Origin of the sequence: Mesorhizobium sp. BH1-1-4 (assembly GCF_020165665.1) — a bacterium.
In the GTDB taxonomy this organism is placed as follows: domain Bacteria; phylum Pseudomonadota; class Alphaproteobacteria; order Rhizobiales; family Rhizobiaceae; genus Mesorhizobium.
On the sequence record NZ_JAIUIN010000006.1, the window covers coordinates 1 to 14642 of the forward strand.

Consider the following 14642-nt stretch of genomic DNA (forward strand, 5'->3'; position numbering starts at 1 on the left):
GTGCCGCCGGCGGCACCTCGACCGGGATGGGCTGTTCGGCCGGCACCTCGACTGGCGGCGTCGGCACTTCGACCGGCGCGGGTTCCGGCTGCCTTTCCGGAGGCGACGGAGCGATCTCCGGCTCGGATGGCGCGGGCGGTTCAGGCGTCTGGGGCGGGGGTGCCGGCTTCTCTTCCGGAGCAGGCTCCGGCTGCCGTTCCGGTTCCGACGGAACGGTCGGCTCCGGCGCCGGCGGAATGGTGGGGACAGGTTCGGGCTTGGGTTCCTCGGGCGCCGGTCCAGGCGCGGCTTCCGCCGCAACCTCCTCGCGCTTAAAAAACTCCGGCAGGGCCTGCTCGGCCGCCGGCTTCAGCGCGTCGAGCTGGTCCCATTTGATCGGCGGCAGCGGAGCGGTCTCGTCGATGCGCTCCTCGACCACCTCCTTCTTGCCGAACGAAAATATCTTCTTGAAAAAACCAGCCATGCTTTTGCGTTCTCAGGCGGCGGGGGCGGCAAGGGGGGCGGCTGTCAGCCTGATGCCGTCGTGGCCGGTTATTTCAGCTTCGACGATCTCGCCCGGCGCGCCGGTGCCGAGTGCGGCAAGCGTGAACCCTTCGGTGCGGCCAAGACCGTCGCGCTCGATCAGGATCGACTGGCGGCTGCCGGCCATGGACGACAGATGGCGCTGGTAGGCGGCTTCGCCGGCGGCGCGCAGCCGGGCGGCGCGTTGCTTGACGAGCTCGCGGCGAACCTGCGGCATGCGCGCGGCGGGAGTGCCTTCGCGCGGTGAAAACGGGAAGACATGGAGGTGGGTCAGGCCGCATTCATCGACGATTTTTTCGGAATTCTCGAACATGGCTTCGGTCTCGGTCGGGAAGCCGGCGATGATGTCGGCGCCGAAGACAATGCCGGGACGGAGCTTGCGCACATCCTCGCAAAAGCGGATCGACTGGTCGCGCAGATGCCGGCGCTTCATGCGCTTTAGGATCATGTCGTCGCCCGACTGCAGCGACAGATGTAGATGCGGCATCAGCCTGGATTCGGTGGCGATAGCGTCGAGCAAGTCCTCGTCGGCCTCGATCGAATCGATGGAGGACAGCCTGAGCCGCTTCACGTCGGGCACCTGTTTCAGGATGGTTTTCACCAATTTGCCGAGCTTGGGCGCACCAGGCAGGTCGGCGCCGAAAGACGTCATGTCGACGCCGGTCAGCACGATCTCGGCATAACCGTTGCCCGCCAGGCGCTTGACCTGCTCGACCACCGCGCCCATCGGCACCGAGCGCGAATTGCCGCGGCCATAGGGGATGATGCAGAAGGTACAGCGATGGTCGCAGCCATTCTGCACCTGCACGAAGGCGCGCGCGCGGCCCTCGATGGCGTCGACCATGTGGCCGGCGGTTTCGCGCACCGAGAAGATGTCGTTGACGCGTGCCTTTTCGGTGTCGTTGACGCCGAAATCCGGCAGCGCACGATAGGAGTGGGCCTTGAGCTTTTCCTCATTGCCAAGCACGAGATCGACCTCGTCCATGGCGGCGAATTTTTCGGGCTCGGTCTGCGCGGCGCAGCCGGTGACGATGATGCGCGCGGCCGGGTTGTCGCGGCGCGCCTTGCGGATCGCCTGCCTGGCCTGGCGCACCGCTTCTCCGGTGACGGCGCAGGTGTTGAAGATGACGGCGCCACCGGCCAGCGCGCCGAGGCCGGCAGTTTCGGCCTCGCGCCGCATCACCTCGGACTCATAGGTGTTGAGGCGGCAGCCGAAGGTCACCACGTCGATGCGGCCGGGCTGCTTCGCCACGTCGACGCCCTTGGACACAGCCGACATCAGGCCGCGCTTTCGGTGTCGCGGGCCCAGGCGCCGTTCGAAGGATCGAAGCTGCCGGAAAATTCCCATTCGGCCGCGCCGGTCAGGATGACGTGGTCGTCATCGCGCCACTCGACATGCAGCGTGCCGCCGCCGGGAGTCAGCAGGTTGACGCTGCGGCCGGTGCGCCTGGTGCGCGCGGCGGCAACGACGGCAGCGCAGGAGGCGGTGCCGCAGGCCTTGGTCAGGCCGGCGCCGCGCTCCCAGGTGCGGATGATCATCGAATCGGGCGAGGTCACCTGGGCGATGGTGATGTTGGCGCGCTCGGGAAAGATCGGATGGTTTTCCAAGAGCGGACCGAAACGGTCGAGCTCATAAGTCCAGACGTCGTTGTCGACCCAGAAGATGGCGTGCGGATTGCCCATCGAGACAGCGGAAGGCGAATGCAGCACCGGCGCGTCGATCGGGCCGACCTGCAACTCGATAATACGGGTGTCGCGGAACTCCTCGGCGAGCGGAATGTCGCGCCAGCCGAAGCGCGGCGTGCCCATGTCGACCGAGATCGAGCCGTCGGCGTGTTCGCGGGCATTGAGGATGCCGGCCACGGTCTCGAAGGTGAAGGTCTTCTCGCCGGTCTCGGCGGCCAGTGCCTGGACGACGCAGCGCATGCCGTTGCCGCAGGCCTGCGCCCCCGACCCGTCGGAATTTAGGATGTCGACGAAATAGGCGGTGCCCGGCGTTCTGGCGTCGTGGATCGCCATGATCTGGTCGAACCGCGTCGCGACGTCGCCATTGAGCGCGATGGCGGCCGCGGCCGTCACCCGATCCGCGCGACCACGCATATCGGCAACGATGATCTCGTTGCCGATGCCGTTCATCTTGGCGAAAGGGGCCGTGCCTGCCATTGCTCCGAAAATTCCATGTCCGTTCGGCGCTATATGGCGGAAATGGGCAGGAATTACCAGTGCGCAGCGCTTTCACGGCAAAGGCGGCGGACTTACGTCACCGCGAAGACCCCAAGCAGGATCAACAGGAAGATGACGAGCACGATGCCGATGAGAATGCGCGCGCCGGTCGCGGCCGCGCCGGCCAGTGCCGGCATGCCGAGCAGGCTCGCAGCGGCGGCGATGATCAGGAGAATGATGATCCATTTGAGCATGGTATGCCTCGCAAGCCGAACACATTGAAACCGGTTGAAAAACGCGGCCGTCGCGCTTGGGTTCCCGAGGCTGCGAGGGGATAGCCCCTTGCGGGTGTCGTTCAGTCGGCGCCAATCGACCTGATGACCCGTGCCGGATTGCCGCCGACAAGGGTATTTGGGGGAACGTTCCTGGTAACCACCGAACCGGCGGCCACCACCGCGTTTTCGCCCACCGTCACCCCGCCGATGACAGTCGCACCCGCCGCGATCCAGACATTTCTCCCGATGGCGATCGGCTTTCCGATCGTGACGGCGCGGCGCTGCGACGGGTCAAGCGGATGGCCCGTCGTGATGATGCTCACATTTGGCCCGATCATCACATCGTCGGCGATGTCGAGGCCGCCGATATCATAGAAAGTGCAGTTCTGATTAACGAAGACGTTGCGCCCGACGCGGATTTCGTCGCCTCCTGCCGTATAGAATGGCGGGATCAGCAGGAAACTCGCGTCCACCTCCCGGCCGATGAGCTGGCTGAACAAGGCCCTGACTTCGTCCGCATCGTCGAACGTCAGACGGTTGAGCCGGGCGGTGATCGCCATCGCCCGTCTGACATTCGCCAGCATGGCCGCCGATTGCGACGTCCCGCGATGAATTGTCCTGATGCCGTCTCTGTCGGACATTTTCTTCAAACCGGCTCAGCCGGCGATCTCGACATCCGTGCTGAAGGGGGCCGTCTTGCTCGAATTCTCGTCATGCATGACGAAGTCACAGCGGTATTTGCCAGGCGGCAGGCCGGTGAGGGAGAGGTCCAGCTTGAAGAACAGTTCGCGGTTGTGCGAACGCGAGGCGACCTGCACGCGGCCGATCTTTTCGAAGGTGCCAAGTTTTTCACCGGCCTCGGAAAGGACGGTCAGGTCGACGGAGAGCGCGATCGAGCTGTTGCCGAGCCCGTCCGAGCCATAGCCGTACCCAACCGGCTCCATGTAGAGAGCGACCTGCTCGCCTTGTTTGTACACATGGTTGGCGCGTTCACTGTAGATGCCGAAGCCGGAGGCTGTATCCACCTGCTTGACGTTCATCACGGCAAGCGGCATCGCCTTCCAGAGCGCCTCCTGGGCGCTGCCGAACTTCTCCAGCGCAGCGGCGCCATCACCCGATTGGAGAAGTTTCTCGGCCTCGGCCGCCCGGTCGCCGATCTCGCCCGCGAAAGCCGCCGGCACCGAGACCGCCAGCGCCAAAAGACCTGCCATGATCGACTTCATCTGATTCCCCTATTCTGTCCGAGGACGACCATCAGCGAAAACCACGGCAGCGTAAACGGCCATTCTGTCGAGGCCATTAAATCCGCGGCACGTCCCAAGCCTCGCCGGGTCGCAAGGCCCGGAAATTCTCGCGCGGCACGCCTTCGGCGTCCAGCGCTTCGCCCAGTTTGCGGACCGGTTCGTCGAACGGCTCGTCAGTGAGCTGGAAAGTGCCCCAATGGCAGCCGGCGGCGAAGGCGGCGTTGCATAGTTTCATACCTTGCACCGCTTCCTCGGGATTTTGATGCTGCGGTGCCATGAACCAGCGCGGCTCGTAGGCGCCGATCGGCAGGATGGCGAAGCGGAAGCCGCCGTGTTTTTCAGCCATCAGCCGGTAGTTGATGCCGTCGTGGAAGCCGGTATCGCCGGCGAAATAGATTTTTCCGCCCGGCGTGTCGATGACGAAGCCCGCCCACAGCGCCATGCGCCGGTCGCGCGCGCCGCGTGCCGACCAGTGATGCGCGGGCTCGACGTGGATAGTGGTGCCACGGCCGACATCGCGCCTGTCGCCCCAGTCATGCGCGGAAAGCCGCATGCCTGATACAGCGGCGGCGATGATGGCATCGTTGCCGAGCGGCGTCACCACCAGCGGATCGTGCTTCTCCTTCAACTGCTTCAGCGTGGCGAGGTCGAGATGGTCATAGTGGTTGTGGCTGACCAGCACGAGGTCGATCGCCGGCAGATCGCCAAAAGCGATGCCAGGCGGATTGACGCGTCTGGGGCCGGCAAAGGAGAACGGCGAGCTACGCTGCGACCACACAGGATCGGTGAGGAGGTTCAGCCCGGCGGTCTGGATCAGCAAGGTGGAATGGCCGACCATGGTCACGGTCAGTTCGGCACCTTCGACCGTCGCCATCGGCTTTGCCTGGGCAAAAGGGCTTGGGCTGGCAGGTGGCCATTTCGAACGCTGACCGCTGAACTGCCATTTCAGCAGATCCTTGAAGGGGCCGGGCATTCGGCCGCCCGGATTGAAGAACAGGGTGCCGTCGAAATGGTCGCTGGGCGGGCCGCTGTAATAGCGGTTGGCGGCTCTCTGTCTCGCGGCCAATTTTGCGGCTCCCACTGGGTTGTGTTCCCCCAGAGATAGGCCGAACGCCGGCTGGCGCAAGCGTGCGCCGGCCGAGTGCCAAGGGCGGCGAAGCGGCCTCGGTTAGGATCGCGGGATCAGGAGGACAATGCCATGGCAATGAAGCGGACGAAGGCGCCCTGGATGAAGGCCGAGGATTTCGGCCGCGCGCTGCCGCGCGGCATCGGCGTCAATCTGCTGGTGTCAGACATGCAGGCGATGGAAGCCTTCTGCCGCGACGTGCTGGGCGCCCGGGTGATCTATGCCGACGAGGATTTCGCGGCCATCGAGCTTCTGGGGTCGGTCTTCATGCTGCATGCGGATCATTCCTATCTCGACAATCCGATGACAGGTGTCATCACCGGCGCCGAGACACGCGGTGCCGGCATTGAATTGCGCCTCTATGGCGCCGATCCGGACGCGGTCGAGGCGGCGGCGCTGGAACATGGCTACATTGCGCTCTCCGGCGCCGTCGACAAGCCGCATGGCCTGCGGGAGTGCTATATTGTCGGGCCGGACGGGTATGTGTTCGTCCCAAGTGCCGCGCTGGCGCAATGATTGCGATAAATTTGCAACAATCTTGCCGCAAACCCTATTTTAACCATATCGGGTTGAAATTTCGCCACCTTCTCCATCTTGGTGGAGGTGCTATTGCGCGGACGGCTTCCCCCCAGCCGGATCCGACGGAGGTTGTAATGAATTTTCCCAAAGGCGGCCTTGTGGCCGTATCCCTGGCGGCGCTCGTTGCGAGCGGCTGCTCAACCTCACGCTTCTCGTCGATGGACGACCAGCAACCGGCACCGTTGCAGCCAGCCCCCGCTGGCCAGGTGAGCTCCAACCAGCTGCCGCCGCCGGCGTCGCCCGGCACCACCGACCCTTCGCAATTCCCGACGGCGCCGGCCAACACGCAGGTCGCCTCGCTGCCGCCGGACGGCACGGCGCCAGCAGGTGCCGCGGACCTCAGCGCGGCAGCTGTCGCCGGGGTCTGGAACGTCAATGTCTCCGGCCAGAGCTGCAAGGTGGCGACGCCGCAAACCAAATTCGGCGCCGGCTTCCGCGCCGGGCCGCTGCATTGCCCGGCGCCGATCGATGGCATCAAGTCATGGAACGTCGCCGGCAAGCAGCTGACGCTTTATGATGAGAATGGCGGCTCGCTGGCGCGGCTCTATTCGTCGGGCGGCTCGAAGTTCGACGGCCAGACTTCCAACGGGCAGCCGATCTCGCTTACAAGATAGGCCAGGCGTGTCGATATTCAGGTGATGCCGCCCCGCGCATCGCGGCTCGGCCTGACCTGAATCTCAACATACCCTACCCTCTCTTGAGCATCATGCCCTGAACAACGACGTGACCGATGCATCTGCGTGACGGCCTCCAAACCCATGCCACCGTCCGGCAGCGCTACGACCATCTGGTGGTGTCAGGCGCGATCCAACGCGATGCGGCGCAGGAAGAGATCGCCGCCGCGCTCGACCGGCTGACCGTGGAGATCTCGGCCAAGCGGCTGGCGCACAAGTCCAGTGCGCTGGGCTGGCTGTTTGCCCGCAGGCGCGAGACGCATGAGGCGGTCAAGGGTCTCTATATCCATGGCGGCGTCGGCCGCGGCAAGACCATGCTGATGGACATGTTCTTCGAGCTCTTGCCGGTGCGGCGCAAGCGCCGCGTCCATTTCAACGATTTCATGGCCGACGTGCAGGACCGCATCCAGAAGCACCGGCAGGCGCGCAAGGAAGGCACTGTCAGGGAAGACGATCCCATCCCGCCGGTCGCCAAGGCGCTGGCCGAGCAGGCCTGGGTGCTGTGCTTCGACGAGTTCTCGGTCACCGACATCGCCGACGCCATGATCCTGTCCAGGCTGTTTTCGGCGCTGTTCGCCAATGGGGTCGTGCTGGTCGCCACCTCGAACGTGGCGCCGCAAGACCTCTACCGTGACGGGTTGAACCGCCAGCTTTTCCTGCCGTTCATCGCCATATTGGAATGCCACGCGCTGGTGCTGTCGCTCGACAGCGACAAGGACTATCGGCTGGAAAAGCTCGCACGCACGCCGGTCTATGTCACGCCGGCCGATGCGGCGGCCGACCAGGCGTTGGACGAGGCCTGGCGGACGATGACGCACGGGGCACCGACATCCGAAACGTCGCTGACGCTGAAGGGCCGCAAGCTGGTGGTGCCGGCCGCCGCCGGCGACGCCGCGCGGTTTTCCTTTGCCGATCTCTGCGAGAAGCCGCTCGGCGCGCGCGATTATCTGGCGATCGCCGGCCGGTTCTCGACCGTCTTCATCGACCACGTCCCGGTGCTGGGCGAAGGCAAGCGCAACGAGGCCAAGCGCTTCATCCTGCTGATCGACACGCTCTACGACCATCATATGCGCCTGGTGGTGAGCGCTGCGGCGCCGCCGCACGCGCTTTATGTGGCCAAGCGCGGCGTCGAGGTGTTCGAATTCGAGCGCACGGCCTCGCGCCTGATCGAGATGCAAAGCCGCGACTGGCTGGAGGACTGGACCGAGCGGCGGAAGGAGAAGAGTTCGCAAAATGCGGAGGCGCGAGCCGGCTAAGCGGTTTATTGTTTTATGCAATCGCCGACTCGCTCTAAGCCTTTGTTTTAAGCAATTCCGGACGGAAGATCGCTACGCACTTTTCCTAGAATTTTTCTAAGCGGTCTGCACTACAGTCTCTCATAGCGTTCAAGGCCAAGACGGATGCGTTGGCGTTCCGCGACGCAAGCGCCTCGATCTCGAAGGAATTGGTTGCAGCGGTCCTGCCGCCCTCGGTTACATGGACAAACCATTCGCCGCAGCTTTCGATGACCTCGACCCGGGATTTCGCATTTGCCTTGTCCGGGCTCTGCATCCAAACCTCCAGACGAAAGCCGGAAAGTAGTCCCCGCCAAATCCGCTCGCAAGCGCTTTGCACTGTACAGTTTTTACCATGCGGCGAACTGCTGTTGCCGATCGTTCGGCGTGCTCTAGCTTGCGCTGACGGCAAATACTCAGGAAGCCGTAGTGGCCGACGCGGGGATCGGGCAACATGTCTTCACCGGCATCATCGCGTCGGCCATCTGCACTCGCAGGATAGCGAAGGTCACGTGGGGCGTTCCTGTCTTGCGGGGGTCTTCGATCCCAAATCTCCGACCAGCCGATGGTATTCAAACTCCGGAGGACCGTAGGAATCCTGGGCCAACCGCAAAAGACCGTTCCGATCGCGGATCGTGACCTCTCCACGACGAGCCCGGATATAGCCATGGCTCTCGATCATCTGCAGTCCCACGGTAACGCCGGGGCGTCTGACCCCCAGCATGACCGAGAGAAATTCGTGCGTTATCAAAAGCCGGTCGCCGACAGTCCGGTCGCCGCACATCAGAAGCCATCTGGCCAGCCGAACCTCCAGGCTCCGCCGCGCATTGACGGACGCAGTGTAACTTGTCTGGATGTGAAGATATTGTACATACCGAAGCAGGAAAGCGCGCAGGGTACCGCTGGCTCGCAAGGCTTCGACGAACGGGTCGACGCCGATGCGAACCGCTTCGCATGTCGATTGGATATAACAATCAAAAGCCGCCTGGTCGTCTCCCATGATCAGGGCAGAGCCGGTCATTCCCTCAAAGCCGATTATCCCGACTTCGGCCTCGGTTGTCGCCGACGTCCTGGCCACGACGGATGCCAGCCCACTTTCGATAAAATAAACGAAGTCGATCTTTTGACCGGCCGTCTCCAAAGGCGCCCGCAGCTCAAGAAAGACGCTCTCGAAATGCGGTTGAAGCAGCGAAAGATCGTCCGGGCTCATCCGCCGCAACAATTCGCTCTTGGCCCGAAGCGCGCTTTGATCCAACCATCTCTCCACCGGGCAAGAGAGCACTGGATCTCTCGGCCGTCGGCGCCCGTTCGTGAGCCGACGATGACGGGTTGTAGACCTTGCCGCACGCACAGCACTAGGCAAGCCGCCACCTTGGTATGAAAGCGACAGTTACTGTTACAGAATTCCTGGAGCTATCCATTCCTTGCCGCAATGCGAGCTTCGCGGAGGATAGAGCCACGGTCGAGCCCAACCAGCGATACTATTTCGCGTATCTGCTGCTCGGTGGCGCCGGATATTCGAGCGAGTTCGCGTACGGCCTCTGCCGTCAGACTGGGACGTTCCGGTTCACTAACCATGCCATCCTATGCCTCGTATCGGGCAGGAGTGCGATGGTCGCTCCCAAGCGTCAGGGCCCCTTGTCGTGCTGCTGACGATTCATCTCTGTACGCTTTCGGACGGAGATAAGCGAGTCAATTAAGTCCCTGCTGAGCCTTTGAGAGAAGCCCAGCCTCGCGGCCAAGCCGTGAAAAGGGCGCATGCCGGGCCCTTTTCACGTGCGGGGGAACTACCAGCCCTGCATGCTGTACCAGTCGTCAACGTCGCGGCGAACGCGGTCTTTCTCGATGCCGTAGCGTTCCTGGATCTTGCCTTCGAGCTGGTCGCGCTTGCCGGCGATCCGGTCGAGATCATCGTCGGTGAGCTTGCCCCACTGTTCCTTGACCTTGCCCTTGACCTGCTTCCAATTTCCTTCGACGCGGTTCCAATCCATGGCGGTCTGTCTCCTGTTGATCACAGTGCCAAAACGGGCGATCTACTCCGAGGTTCCGGTCGAATCTTTTTTGCCGAACGCCCCAACCGGTCGCCTTTAGGGGTCGTCAGGCTCGTCGGCGCGCCGACAGCCGATAGACATACATCACAAAGGTCTCCGCCTCGTCATGGGCGCGCGCTTCATAAAGCGCGCGGGCGGGCAGATTGTCAGGTTCGATGCCCACCCAGGCTCTTCGCAGCATGCTCCCTGCCGAGAGCGAACATCGCGTCGAGCATTTTGCGTGCAGTCCCCTGGCGCTGGAAGGCCGGCGACACGCCGACCTCGTCGATATAAAGCTCGGTCGGCTTGTCCGGATGGCGGTGGATGACCGCCGCGCATTGGCCGACGATAACGCCGCCGGCCAAGACCACGATCATGAAATGGCCCGATTGAGCGAGATAGCTGGCTAGATGATCGGCCCGCACCGGTTCGTCGAACACGTCGTCGGCAACCCGCATCACAAGGTCGTCATCGCCGGGATAGAGTCTTCTGATCTCAACCGTCATTGTATAAATTCTCCCAAGTCGGCTTACAAATTTTGACGTTTACGTAAATCCCAAGCACTCTAACCGATTGAAAATGCAGGCGTTGAAATAATCGTTTGAATTTATTCCGTACCGGAGCTATTGGGTGCGGCGAAATCCGCGGTTCCCCCGCTGCATTCCGGCCTCTTCCTCGACGCCGTGTTGGCGCCGTCACTGACAAAGGGAAATCATCCTCACATGGCACGCAACAAGATAGCGCTTATCGGCTCTGGCATGATCGGCGGCACGCTCGCCCACATGATCGGCCTCAAGGATCTCGGCGATGTGGTCCTGTTCGATATTGCCGAGGGCATCCCGCAGGGCAAGGGGCTCGATATCGCGCAGTCGTCGCCGGTCGACGGTTTCGACTCCCGGCTGACCGGCGTCAATGATTACGCCGGCATCGAGGGCGCGGATGTCTGCATCGTCACCGCCGGCGTGCCGCGCAAGCCGGGGATGAGCCGCGACGATCTGCTGGGCATCAACCTCAAGGTCATGGAACAGGTCGGCGCCGGGCTGAAGAAGTACGCGCCGAAGGCGTTCGTCATCTGCATCACCAACCCGCTCGACGCCATGGTGTGGGCACTGCAGAAGTTTTCCGGCCTGCCCAAGACCCATGTCGTCGGCATGGCCGGCGTGCTCGACAGCGCGCGCTTCCGCTATTTCCTGGCCGAGGAATTCAAGGTCTCGGTCGAGGACGTCACCGCCTTCGTGCTCGGCGGCCATGGCGATTCCATGGTGCCGATGATCCGCTATTCGACGGTGTCGGGCATTCCGCTGCCCGACCTGATCAAGATGGGCTGGACCTCGAAGGAAAAGCTCGACCAGATCGTGCAGCGCACCCGCGACGGCGGCGCCGAGATCGTCGGCCTCCTGAAGACCGGTTCGGCCTACTACGCGCCGGCGGCTTCGGCGATTTCGATGGCGGAATCCTACCTCAAGGACAAGAAGCGCGTGCTGCCGTGCGCGGCGCACCTCTCCGGCCAATATGGCGTCAAGGGCACGTATGTCGGCGTTCCCGTGGTGATCGGTGCCGGCGGTGTCGAGCGCGTCATCGAGATCGACCTCAACAAGGCCGAGCAAAAGATGTTCGACGCGTCGGTGGCGACGGTGCAGGGCCTGACCGAAGCCTGCGTCAAGATCGCGCCGCAGCTCGCCTCGAAGTAAATCCCGGCAAAACGACACCCCCCCGGCAAACGACCTGGAGATAGTTCCCGATGAACATCCATGAATATCAAGGCAAGGCGCTGCTGAAGAGCTTTGGCGCGCCGGTGGCCGAAGGCGTGCCGGTGTTCAAGGCGAGCGAGGCGGAAGCCGCCGCGCAAGCGCTGCCTGGCCCGCTCTATGTGGTGAAGAGCCAGATCCACGCCGGCGGCCGCGGCAAGGGCAAGTTCAAGGAACTCGGCCCCGACGCCAAGGGTGGGGTCAGGCTGGCGAAGTCGGTCGCCGACGTCGTCGCCAACGCCAACGAGATGCTCGGCCACACGCTGGTGACCAAGCAGACCGGCCCGACCGGCAAGCAGGTCAACCGCCTCTATATCGAGGACGGCGCCGACATCGAGCGCGAGCTCTATCTGTCGATCCTGGTCGACCGCTCGGTCGGCCGCATCGCCTTCGTCGTCTCGACCGAGGGCGGCATGGACATCGAGGGCGTCGCCCACGATACGCCGGAAAAGATCATCACCGTCGCCATCGATCCGGAAAAGGGCGTCACGGCGGACGACGTCAAGGCGCTCAACGGCGCGCTGAAGCTCGACGGTGACGCGGCCAAGGATGGCGGCACGCTGTTCCCGATCCTCTACAAGGCCTTTGTCGAAAAGGACATGAGCCTGCTCGAGGTCAACCCGCTGATCGTCATGAAGAACGGCCGTCTGCGCGTGCTCGACGCGAAAGTGTCGTTCGACAACAACGCGCTGTTTCGCCACCCCGAACTGATGGAACTGCGCGACACGACCGAAGAGGACGAGAAGGAGATCGAGGCGTCGAAATACGACCTCGCCTATGTCGCCCTCGACGGCAATATCGGCTGCATGGTCAACGGCGCCGGCCTCGCCATGGCGACGATGGACATCATCAAACTCTATGGCGCCGAGCCCGCCAACTTCCTGGACGTCGGCGGCGGCGCTTCGAAGGAGAAGGTGACGGCGGCGTTCAAGATCATCACCAAGGACCCGGCGGTGAAGGGCATCCTGATCAACATCTTCGGCGGCATCATGAAGTGCGACATCATCGCCGAGGGCGTGATCGCCGCGGTCAAGGAAGTCGGCCTCCAGGTTCCGCTGGTGGTCCGCCTGGAAGGCACCAATGCCGAACTCGGCAAGAAGATCATCAACGACAGCGGCTTGAATGTCGTGTCGGCCGATGATCTCGACGATGCCGCCAAGAAGATCGTGGCGGCGGTGAAGGGCTGAGCGGATGCCTCCGCGCAAGATAAACCTCGTCGAAGCGGCGGATCGGACCATCACCAAGGTCTTCGATCCGCATGTCGCCGGCGACGTCAATGACAGCCAGGCCAAGGTTGCCAAGTTCGGCGGGGCCTTCGACTGGCATGCGCATGACAATGAGGACGAAGCTTTTCTCGTCCTGCGAGGCAGGATCGCCATCGATTTTCGCGATGGGCCGGTCGAGCTTGGCGAAGGCGATTTCATCGTCGTGCCGCGCGGCGTCGAGCACCGGCCGCGTTCGCTGACCGCGGAGCCGGTGGTGCTGATGTTCGAACCGGCGACGACGCTCAACACCGGGAATGCCAAGAGCGATCTTACCGTCACCGATCTGAAGCGGCTGTGATCCCATGAACGCGGCCCCCTTCTCCTCGCTCTCGGCCGACCATCAGCGCCTGCAGGCGCTGGTCGGCGCGTGGCGCGGCGAGGAGGATATCGCGGCGACGCAATGGGCCGATGAGGGTGCGGCAACCTCCGAAGTGACGGCGGAAGCGCAGTTCGGCGGCCTGTTCGTGGTGCAGCGCTATCGTCAGCGCCGCGACGGCACGGTCTCCTTCGGCGCGCACAATGTGTTCGGCTTCGACCAGCAGAACAGCCTCGTCACCATGCATCAATTCGATTCCATGGGCTTCGTGCCGGTGTCGCCCGCCACGGGCGCCTGGAATGGCGACGAACTGGTGCTGGAGCGGTCGTCGCCGCGTGGCGCCGCGCGCGTGACCTTTGTTTTCAACGATGCCGACACCTATCGCATGCGACTGCAATTCAAACCCGCCGGCAGCGATGGCTGGCAAGACATGGTGAGCGGCGTCTACCGGCGCGTCTCGCCTTCCTCGATCAACGGTTAAAAAGGGCTCCGATGTCCATTCTTATCGACAAGAACACCAAGGTGCTGGTGCAGGGCCTGACCGGCAAGACCGGCACGTTCCACACCGAACAGGCGCTGGCCTATCACGGCACCAAGATGGTGGGCGGCATCCATCCCAAGAAGGGCGGCGAGACCTGGACCGGCTCGAAAGGCGAGAGCCTGCCGATCTTCGCCACGGTCGCCGAAGGCAAGGACAGGACGGGCGCCAACGCCTCCGTCATCTACGTGCCGCCGGCGGGCGCGGGCGAAGCCATCATCGAGGCGATCGAGGCGGAGATCCCGCTGATCGTCTGCATCACCGAGGGCATCCCGGTCATGGACATGGTCAAGGTCAAGGCGCGGCTCGACCGCTCCAAGTCGCGGCTGATCGGCCCGAACTGCCCGGGCGTGCTCACCCCAGACGAATGCAAGATCGGCATCATGCCCGGCAACATCTTCCGCAAGGGCTCGGTCGGCGTTGTTTCGCGCTCGGGAACACTTACCTATGAGGCTGTGTTCCAGACCACCAATGTCGGTCTCGGTCAGACCACGGCCGTCGGCATCGGCGGCGACCCCGTCAAGGGCACAGAGTTCATCGACATGCTCGAGATGTTCCTGGCCGACGACGAGACCAAGTCGATCATCATGATCGGCGAGATCGGCGGCTCGGCCGAGGAAGACGCCGCGCAGTTCCTCAAGGACGAGGCCAAGCGCGGCCGCAGGAAACCGATGGCGGGCTTCATCGCCGGGCGCACGGCACCGGCTGGCCGCACCATGGGCCATGCGGGCGCGGTGATCTCCGGCGGCAAGGGCGGCGCGGAAGACAAGATCGCGGCGATGGAATCGGCTGGCATCAAGGTCTCGCCGTCACCGGCGCGGCTTGGCACGACGCTGGTTGAAGCCATCAAGGGCTGAATCTGGCGCCGGTTATGGAATGAGAGCCAAC

The 14642-nt window shown here is 63.4% G+C and carries 18 protein-coding genes and 1 pseudogene; 8 read left to right on the forward strand and 11 right to left on the reverse strand.

The genetic code is table 11. The annotated features are described in order from the left end of the window. The 7 genes and pseudogenes from LB569_RS12745 to LB569_RS12775 form a co-directional block, all read right to left on the reverse strand. Nucleotides 1-463 (reverse strand): annotated as a pseudogene (locus LB569_RS12745) (signal recognition particle-docking protein FtsY); the annotation flags it as partial. A 12-nt stretch (nucleotides 464-475) separates the two neighbouring features. Then, complete coding sequence (gene mtaB, locus LB569_RS12750; RefSeq protein ID WP_224692603.1) at nucleotides 476-1801, reverse strand: tRNA (N(6)-L-threonylcarbamoyladenosine(37)-C(2))-methylthiotransferase MtaB; 1326 nt, start codon at nucleotides 1799-1801, stop codon at nucleotides 476-478. Continuing rightward, nucleotides 1801-2685 (reverse strand): diaminopimelate epimerase, encoded by an 885-nt coding sequence (dapF, locus tag LB569_RS12755; RefSeq protein WP_224692605.1) that lies wholly within the window; start codon nucleotides 2683-2685, stop codon nucleotides 1801-1803. Before dapF ends, mtaB begins: the two co-directional genes overlap by 1 nt. Before the next feature lie 92 nt (nucleotides 2686-2777). Further along, the gene (locus tag LB569_RS12760) at nucleotides 2778-2939 is read right to left on the reverse strand and encodes a DUF1328 family protein (protein WP_140710252.1); all 162 of its coding nucleotides are present in this window, start codon (nucleotides 2937-2939) and stop codon (nucleotides 2778-2780) included. A gap of 101 nt (nucleotides 2940-3040) precedes the next feature. Further along, entirely contained in the window at nucleotides 3041-3544 is a 504-nt protein-coding gene (locus tag LB569_RS12765; protein ID WP_224692606.1) for a sugar O-acetyltransferase, read from the reverse strand. Between the two features lie 72 nt (nucleotides 3545-3616). Next, entirely contained in the window at nucleotides 3617-4183 is a 567-nt protein-coding gene (locus LB569_RS12770; RefSeq protein WP_224692607.1) for a hypothetical protein, read from the reverse strand. 76 nt (nucleotides 4184-4259) lie between these two features. Then, nucleotides 4260-5270, reverse strand: coding sequence for an MBL fold metallo-hydrolase (locus LB569_RS12775; RefSeq protein WP_224537093.1), 1011 nt, complete (start codon nucleotides 5268-5270; stop codon nucleotides 4260-4262). Nucleotides 5271-5402: 132 nt separating this feature from the next. On the opposite strand from LB569_RS12775, the gene LB569_RS12780 reads away from it, so the two are divergent. The 3 genes from LB569_RS12780 (at nucleotide 5403) to zapE (ending at nucleotide 7839) form a co-directional block, all read left to right on the forward strand. Further along, nucleotides 5403-5846, forward strand: a complete 444-nt coding sequence (locus LB569_RS12780; protein WP_224692608.1) for a hypothetical protein — start codon at nucleotides 5403-5405, stop codon at nucleotides 5844-5846. Nucleotides 5847-5983: 137 nt separating this feature from the next. Continuing rightward, nucleotides 5984-6523 carry an AprI/Inh family metalloprotease inhibitor gene (locus LB569_RS12785; RefSeq protein ID WP_224692609.1) on the forward strand — a complete coding sequence of 180 codons (540 nt, stop codon included), beginning with the start codon at nucleotides 5984-5986 and terminating at the stop codon, nucleotides 6521-6523. Between the two features lie 116 nt (nucleotides 6524-6639). Further along, nucleotides 6640-7839, forward strand: a complete 1200-nt coding sequence (gene zapE / locus LB569_RS12790; protein WP_224692610.1) for a cell division protein ZapE — start codon at nucleotides 6640-6642, stop codon at nucleotides 7837-7839. An 85-nt stretch (nucleotides 7840-7924) separates the two neighbouring features. Here zapE and LB569_RS12795 read toward each other — a convergent pair whose 3' ends face one another. The 4 genes from LB569_RS12795 to LB569_RS12810 form a co-directional block, all read right to left on the reverse strand. After that, nucleotides 7925-8134 carry a hypothetical protein gene (locus LB569_RS12795; protein ID WP_224692611.1) on the reverse strand — a complete coding sequence of 70 codons (210 nt, stop codon included), beginning with the start codon at nucleotides 8132-8134 and terminating at the stop codon, nucleotides 7925-7927. Between the two features lie 231 nt (nucleotides 8135-8365). Beyond that, complete coding sequence (locus LB569_RS12800) at nucleotides 8366-9067, reverse strand: Crp/Fnr family transcriptional regulator (protein ID WP_411970228.1); 702 nt, start codon at nucleotides 9065-9067, stop codon at nucleotides 8366-8368. A 577-nt stretch (nucleotides 9068-9644) separates the two neighbouring features. Then, entirely contained in the window at nucleotides 9645-9848 is a 204-nt protein-coding gene (locus LB569_RS12805; RefSeq protein WP_112564507.1) for a CsbD family protein, read from the reverse strand. Between the two features lie 206 nt (nucleotides 9849-10054). Next, nucleotides 10055-10393 (reverse strand): GNAT family N-acetyltransferase, encoded by a 339-nt coding sequence (locus LB569_RS12810; RefSeq protein ID WP_224692614.1) that lies wholly within the window; start codon nucleotides 10391-10393, stop codon nucleotides 10055-10057. 216 nt (nucleotides 10394-10609) lie between these two features. On the opposite strand from LB569_RS12810, the gene mdh reads away from it, so the two are divergent. From mdh to sucD, 5 genes are read left to right on the forward strand one after another with little or no spacing between them, the layout of a single operon-like run. Then, nucleotides 10610-11578, forward strand: coding sequence for a malate dehydrogenase (gene mdh / locus LB569_RS12815; RefSeq protein WP_224537107.1), 969 nt, complete (start codon nucleotides 10610-10612; stop codon nucleotides 11576-11578). 50 nt (nucleotides 11579-11628) lie between these two features. Continuing rightward, a complete protein-coding gene (gene sucC / locus LB569_RS12820) occupies nucleotides 11629-12822 on the forward strand; it encodes an ADP-forming succinate--CoA ligase subunit beta (protein WP_224692615.1) in 1194 nt (397 codons plus the stop codon). Between the two features lie 4 nt (nucleotides 12823-12826). Further along, nucleotides 12827-13198, forward strand: a complete 372-nt coding sequence (locus LB569_RS12825; protein WP_224692616.1) for a cupin domain-containing protein — start codon at nucleotides 12827-12829, stop codon at nucleotides 13196-13198. A gap of 4 nt (nucleotides 13199-13202) precedes the next feature. Next, nucleotides 13203-13697: a DUF1579 family protein gene (locus LB569_RS12830; protein ID WP_224692618.1), complete on the forward strand. Its 495-nt coding sequence runs from the start codon at nucleotides 13203-13205 to the stop codon at nucleotides 13695-13697. Between the two features lie 11 nt (nucleotides 13698-13708). Then, nucleotides 13709-14611: a succinate--CoA ligase subunit alpha gene (sucD, locus tag LB569_RS12835; RefSeq protein WP_140710229.1), complete on the forward strand. Its 903-nt coding sequence runs from the start codon at nucleotides 13709-13711 to the stop codon at nucleotides 14609-14611. Nucleotides 14612-14642: the final 31 nt, after the last annotated feature.

Excerpts from the sequence above, each read along its gene's own strand:
- dapF (WP_224692605.1), bottom strand. The coding sequence starts at position 2,685 with ATGGCAGGCACGGCCCCTTTCGCCAAGATGAACGGCATCGGCAACGAG.
- LB569_RS12770 (WP_224692607.1), bottom strand. The coding sequence starts at position 4,183 with ATGAAGTCGATCATGGCAGGTCTTTTGGCGCTGGCGGTCTCGGTGCCG.
- LB569_RS12760 (WP_140710252.1), bottom strand. The coding sequence starts at position 2,939 with ATGCTCAAATGGATCATCATTCTCCTGATCATCGCCGCCGCTGCGAGC.
- LB569_RS12805 (WP_112564507.1), bottom strand. The coding sequence starts at position 9,848 with ATGGATTGGAACCGCGTCGAAGGAAATTGGAAGCAGGTCAAGGGCAAG.
- sucC (WP_224692615.1), top strand. The coding sequence starts at position 11,629 with ATGAACATCCATGAATATCAAGGCAAGGCGCTGCTGAAGAGCTTTGGC.
- LB569_RS12830 (WP_224692618.1), top strand. The coding sequence starts at position 13,203 with ATGAACGCGGCCCCCTTCTCCTCGCTCTCGGCCGACCATCAGCGCCTG.
- mdh (WP_224537107.1), top strand. The coding sequence starts at position 10,610 with ATGGCACGCAACAAGATAGCGCTTATCGGCTCTGGCATGATCGGCGGC.
- LB569_RS12800 (WP_411970228.1), bottom strand. The coding sequence starts at position 9,067 with ATGAGCCCGGACGATCTTTCGCTGCTTCAACCGCATTTCGAGAGCGTC.
- LB569_RS12810 (WP_224692614.1), bottom strand. The coding sequence starts at position 10,393 with ATGACGGTTGAGATCAGAAGACTCTATCCCGGCGATGACGACCTTGTG.
- LB569_RS12785 (WP_224692609.1), top strand. The coding sequence starts at position 5,984 with ATGAATTTTCCCAAAGGCGGCCTTGTGGCCGTATCCCTGGCGGCGCTC.
- LB569_RS12795 (WP_224692611.1), bottom strand. The coding sequence starts at position 8,134 with ATGCAGAGCCCGGACAAGGCAAATGCGAAATCCCGGGTCGAGGTCATC.
- LB569_RS12825 (WP_224692616.1), top strand. The coding sequence starts at position 12,827 with ATGCCTCCGCGCAAGATAAACCTCGTCGAAGCGGCGGATCGGACCATC.
- LB569_RS12780 (WP_224692608.1), top strand. The coding sequence starts at position 5,403 with ATGGCAATGAAGCGGACGAAGGCGCCCTGGATGAAGGCCGAGGATTTC.
- sucD (WP_140710229.1), top strand. The coding sequence starts at position 13,709 with ATGTCCATTCTTATCGACAAGAACACCAAGGTGCTGGTGCAGGGCCTG.
- mtaB (WP_224692603.1), bottom strand. The coding sequence starts at position 1,801 with ATGTCGGCTGTGTCCAAGGGCGTCGACGTGGCGAAGCAGCCCGGCCGC.
- zapE (WP_224692610.1), top strand. The coding sequence starts at position 6,640 with ATGCATCTGCGTGACGGCCTCCAAACCCATGCCACCGTCCGGCAGCGC.
- LB569_RS12765 (WP_224692606.1), bottom strand. The coding sequence starts at position 3,544 with ATGCTGGCGAATGTCAGACGGGCGATGGCGATCACCGCCCGGCTCAAC.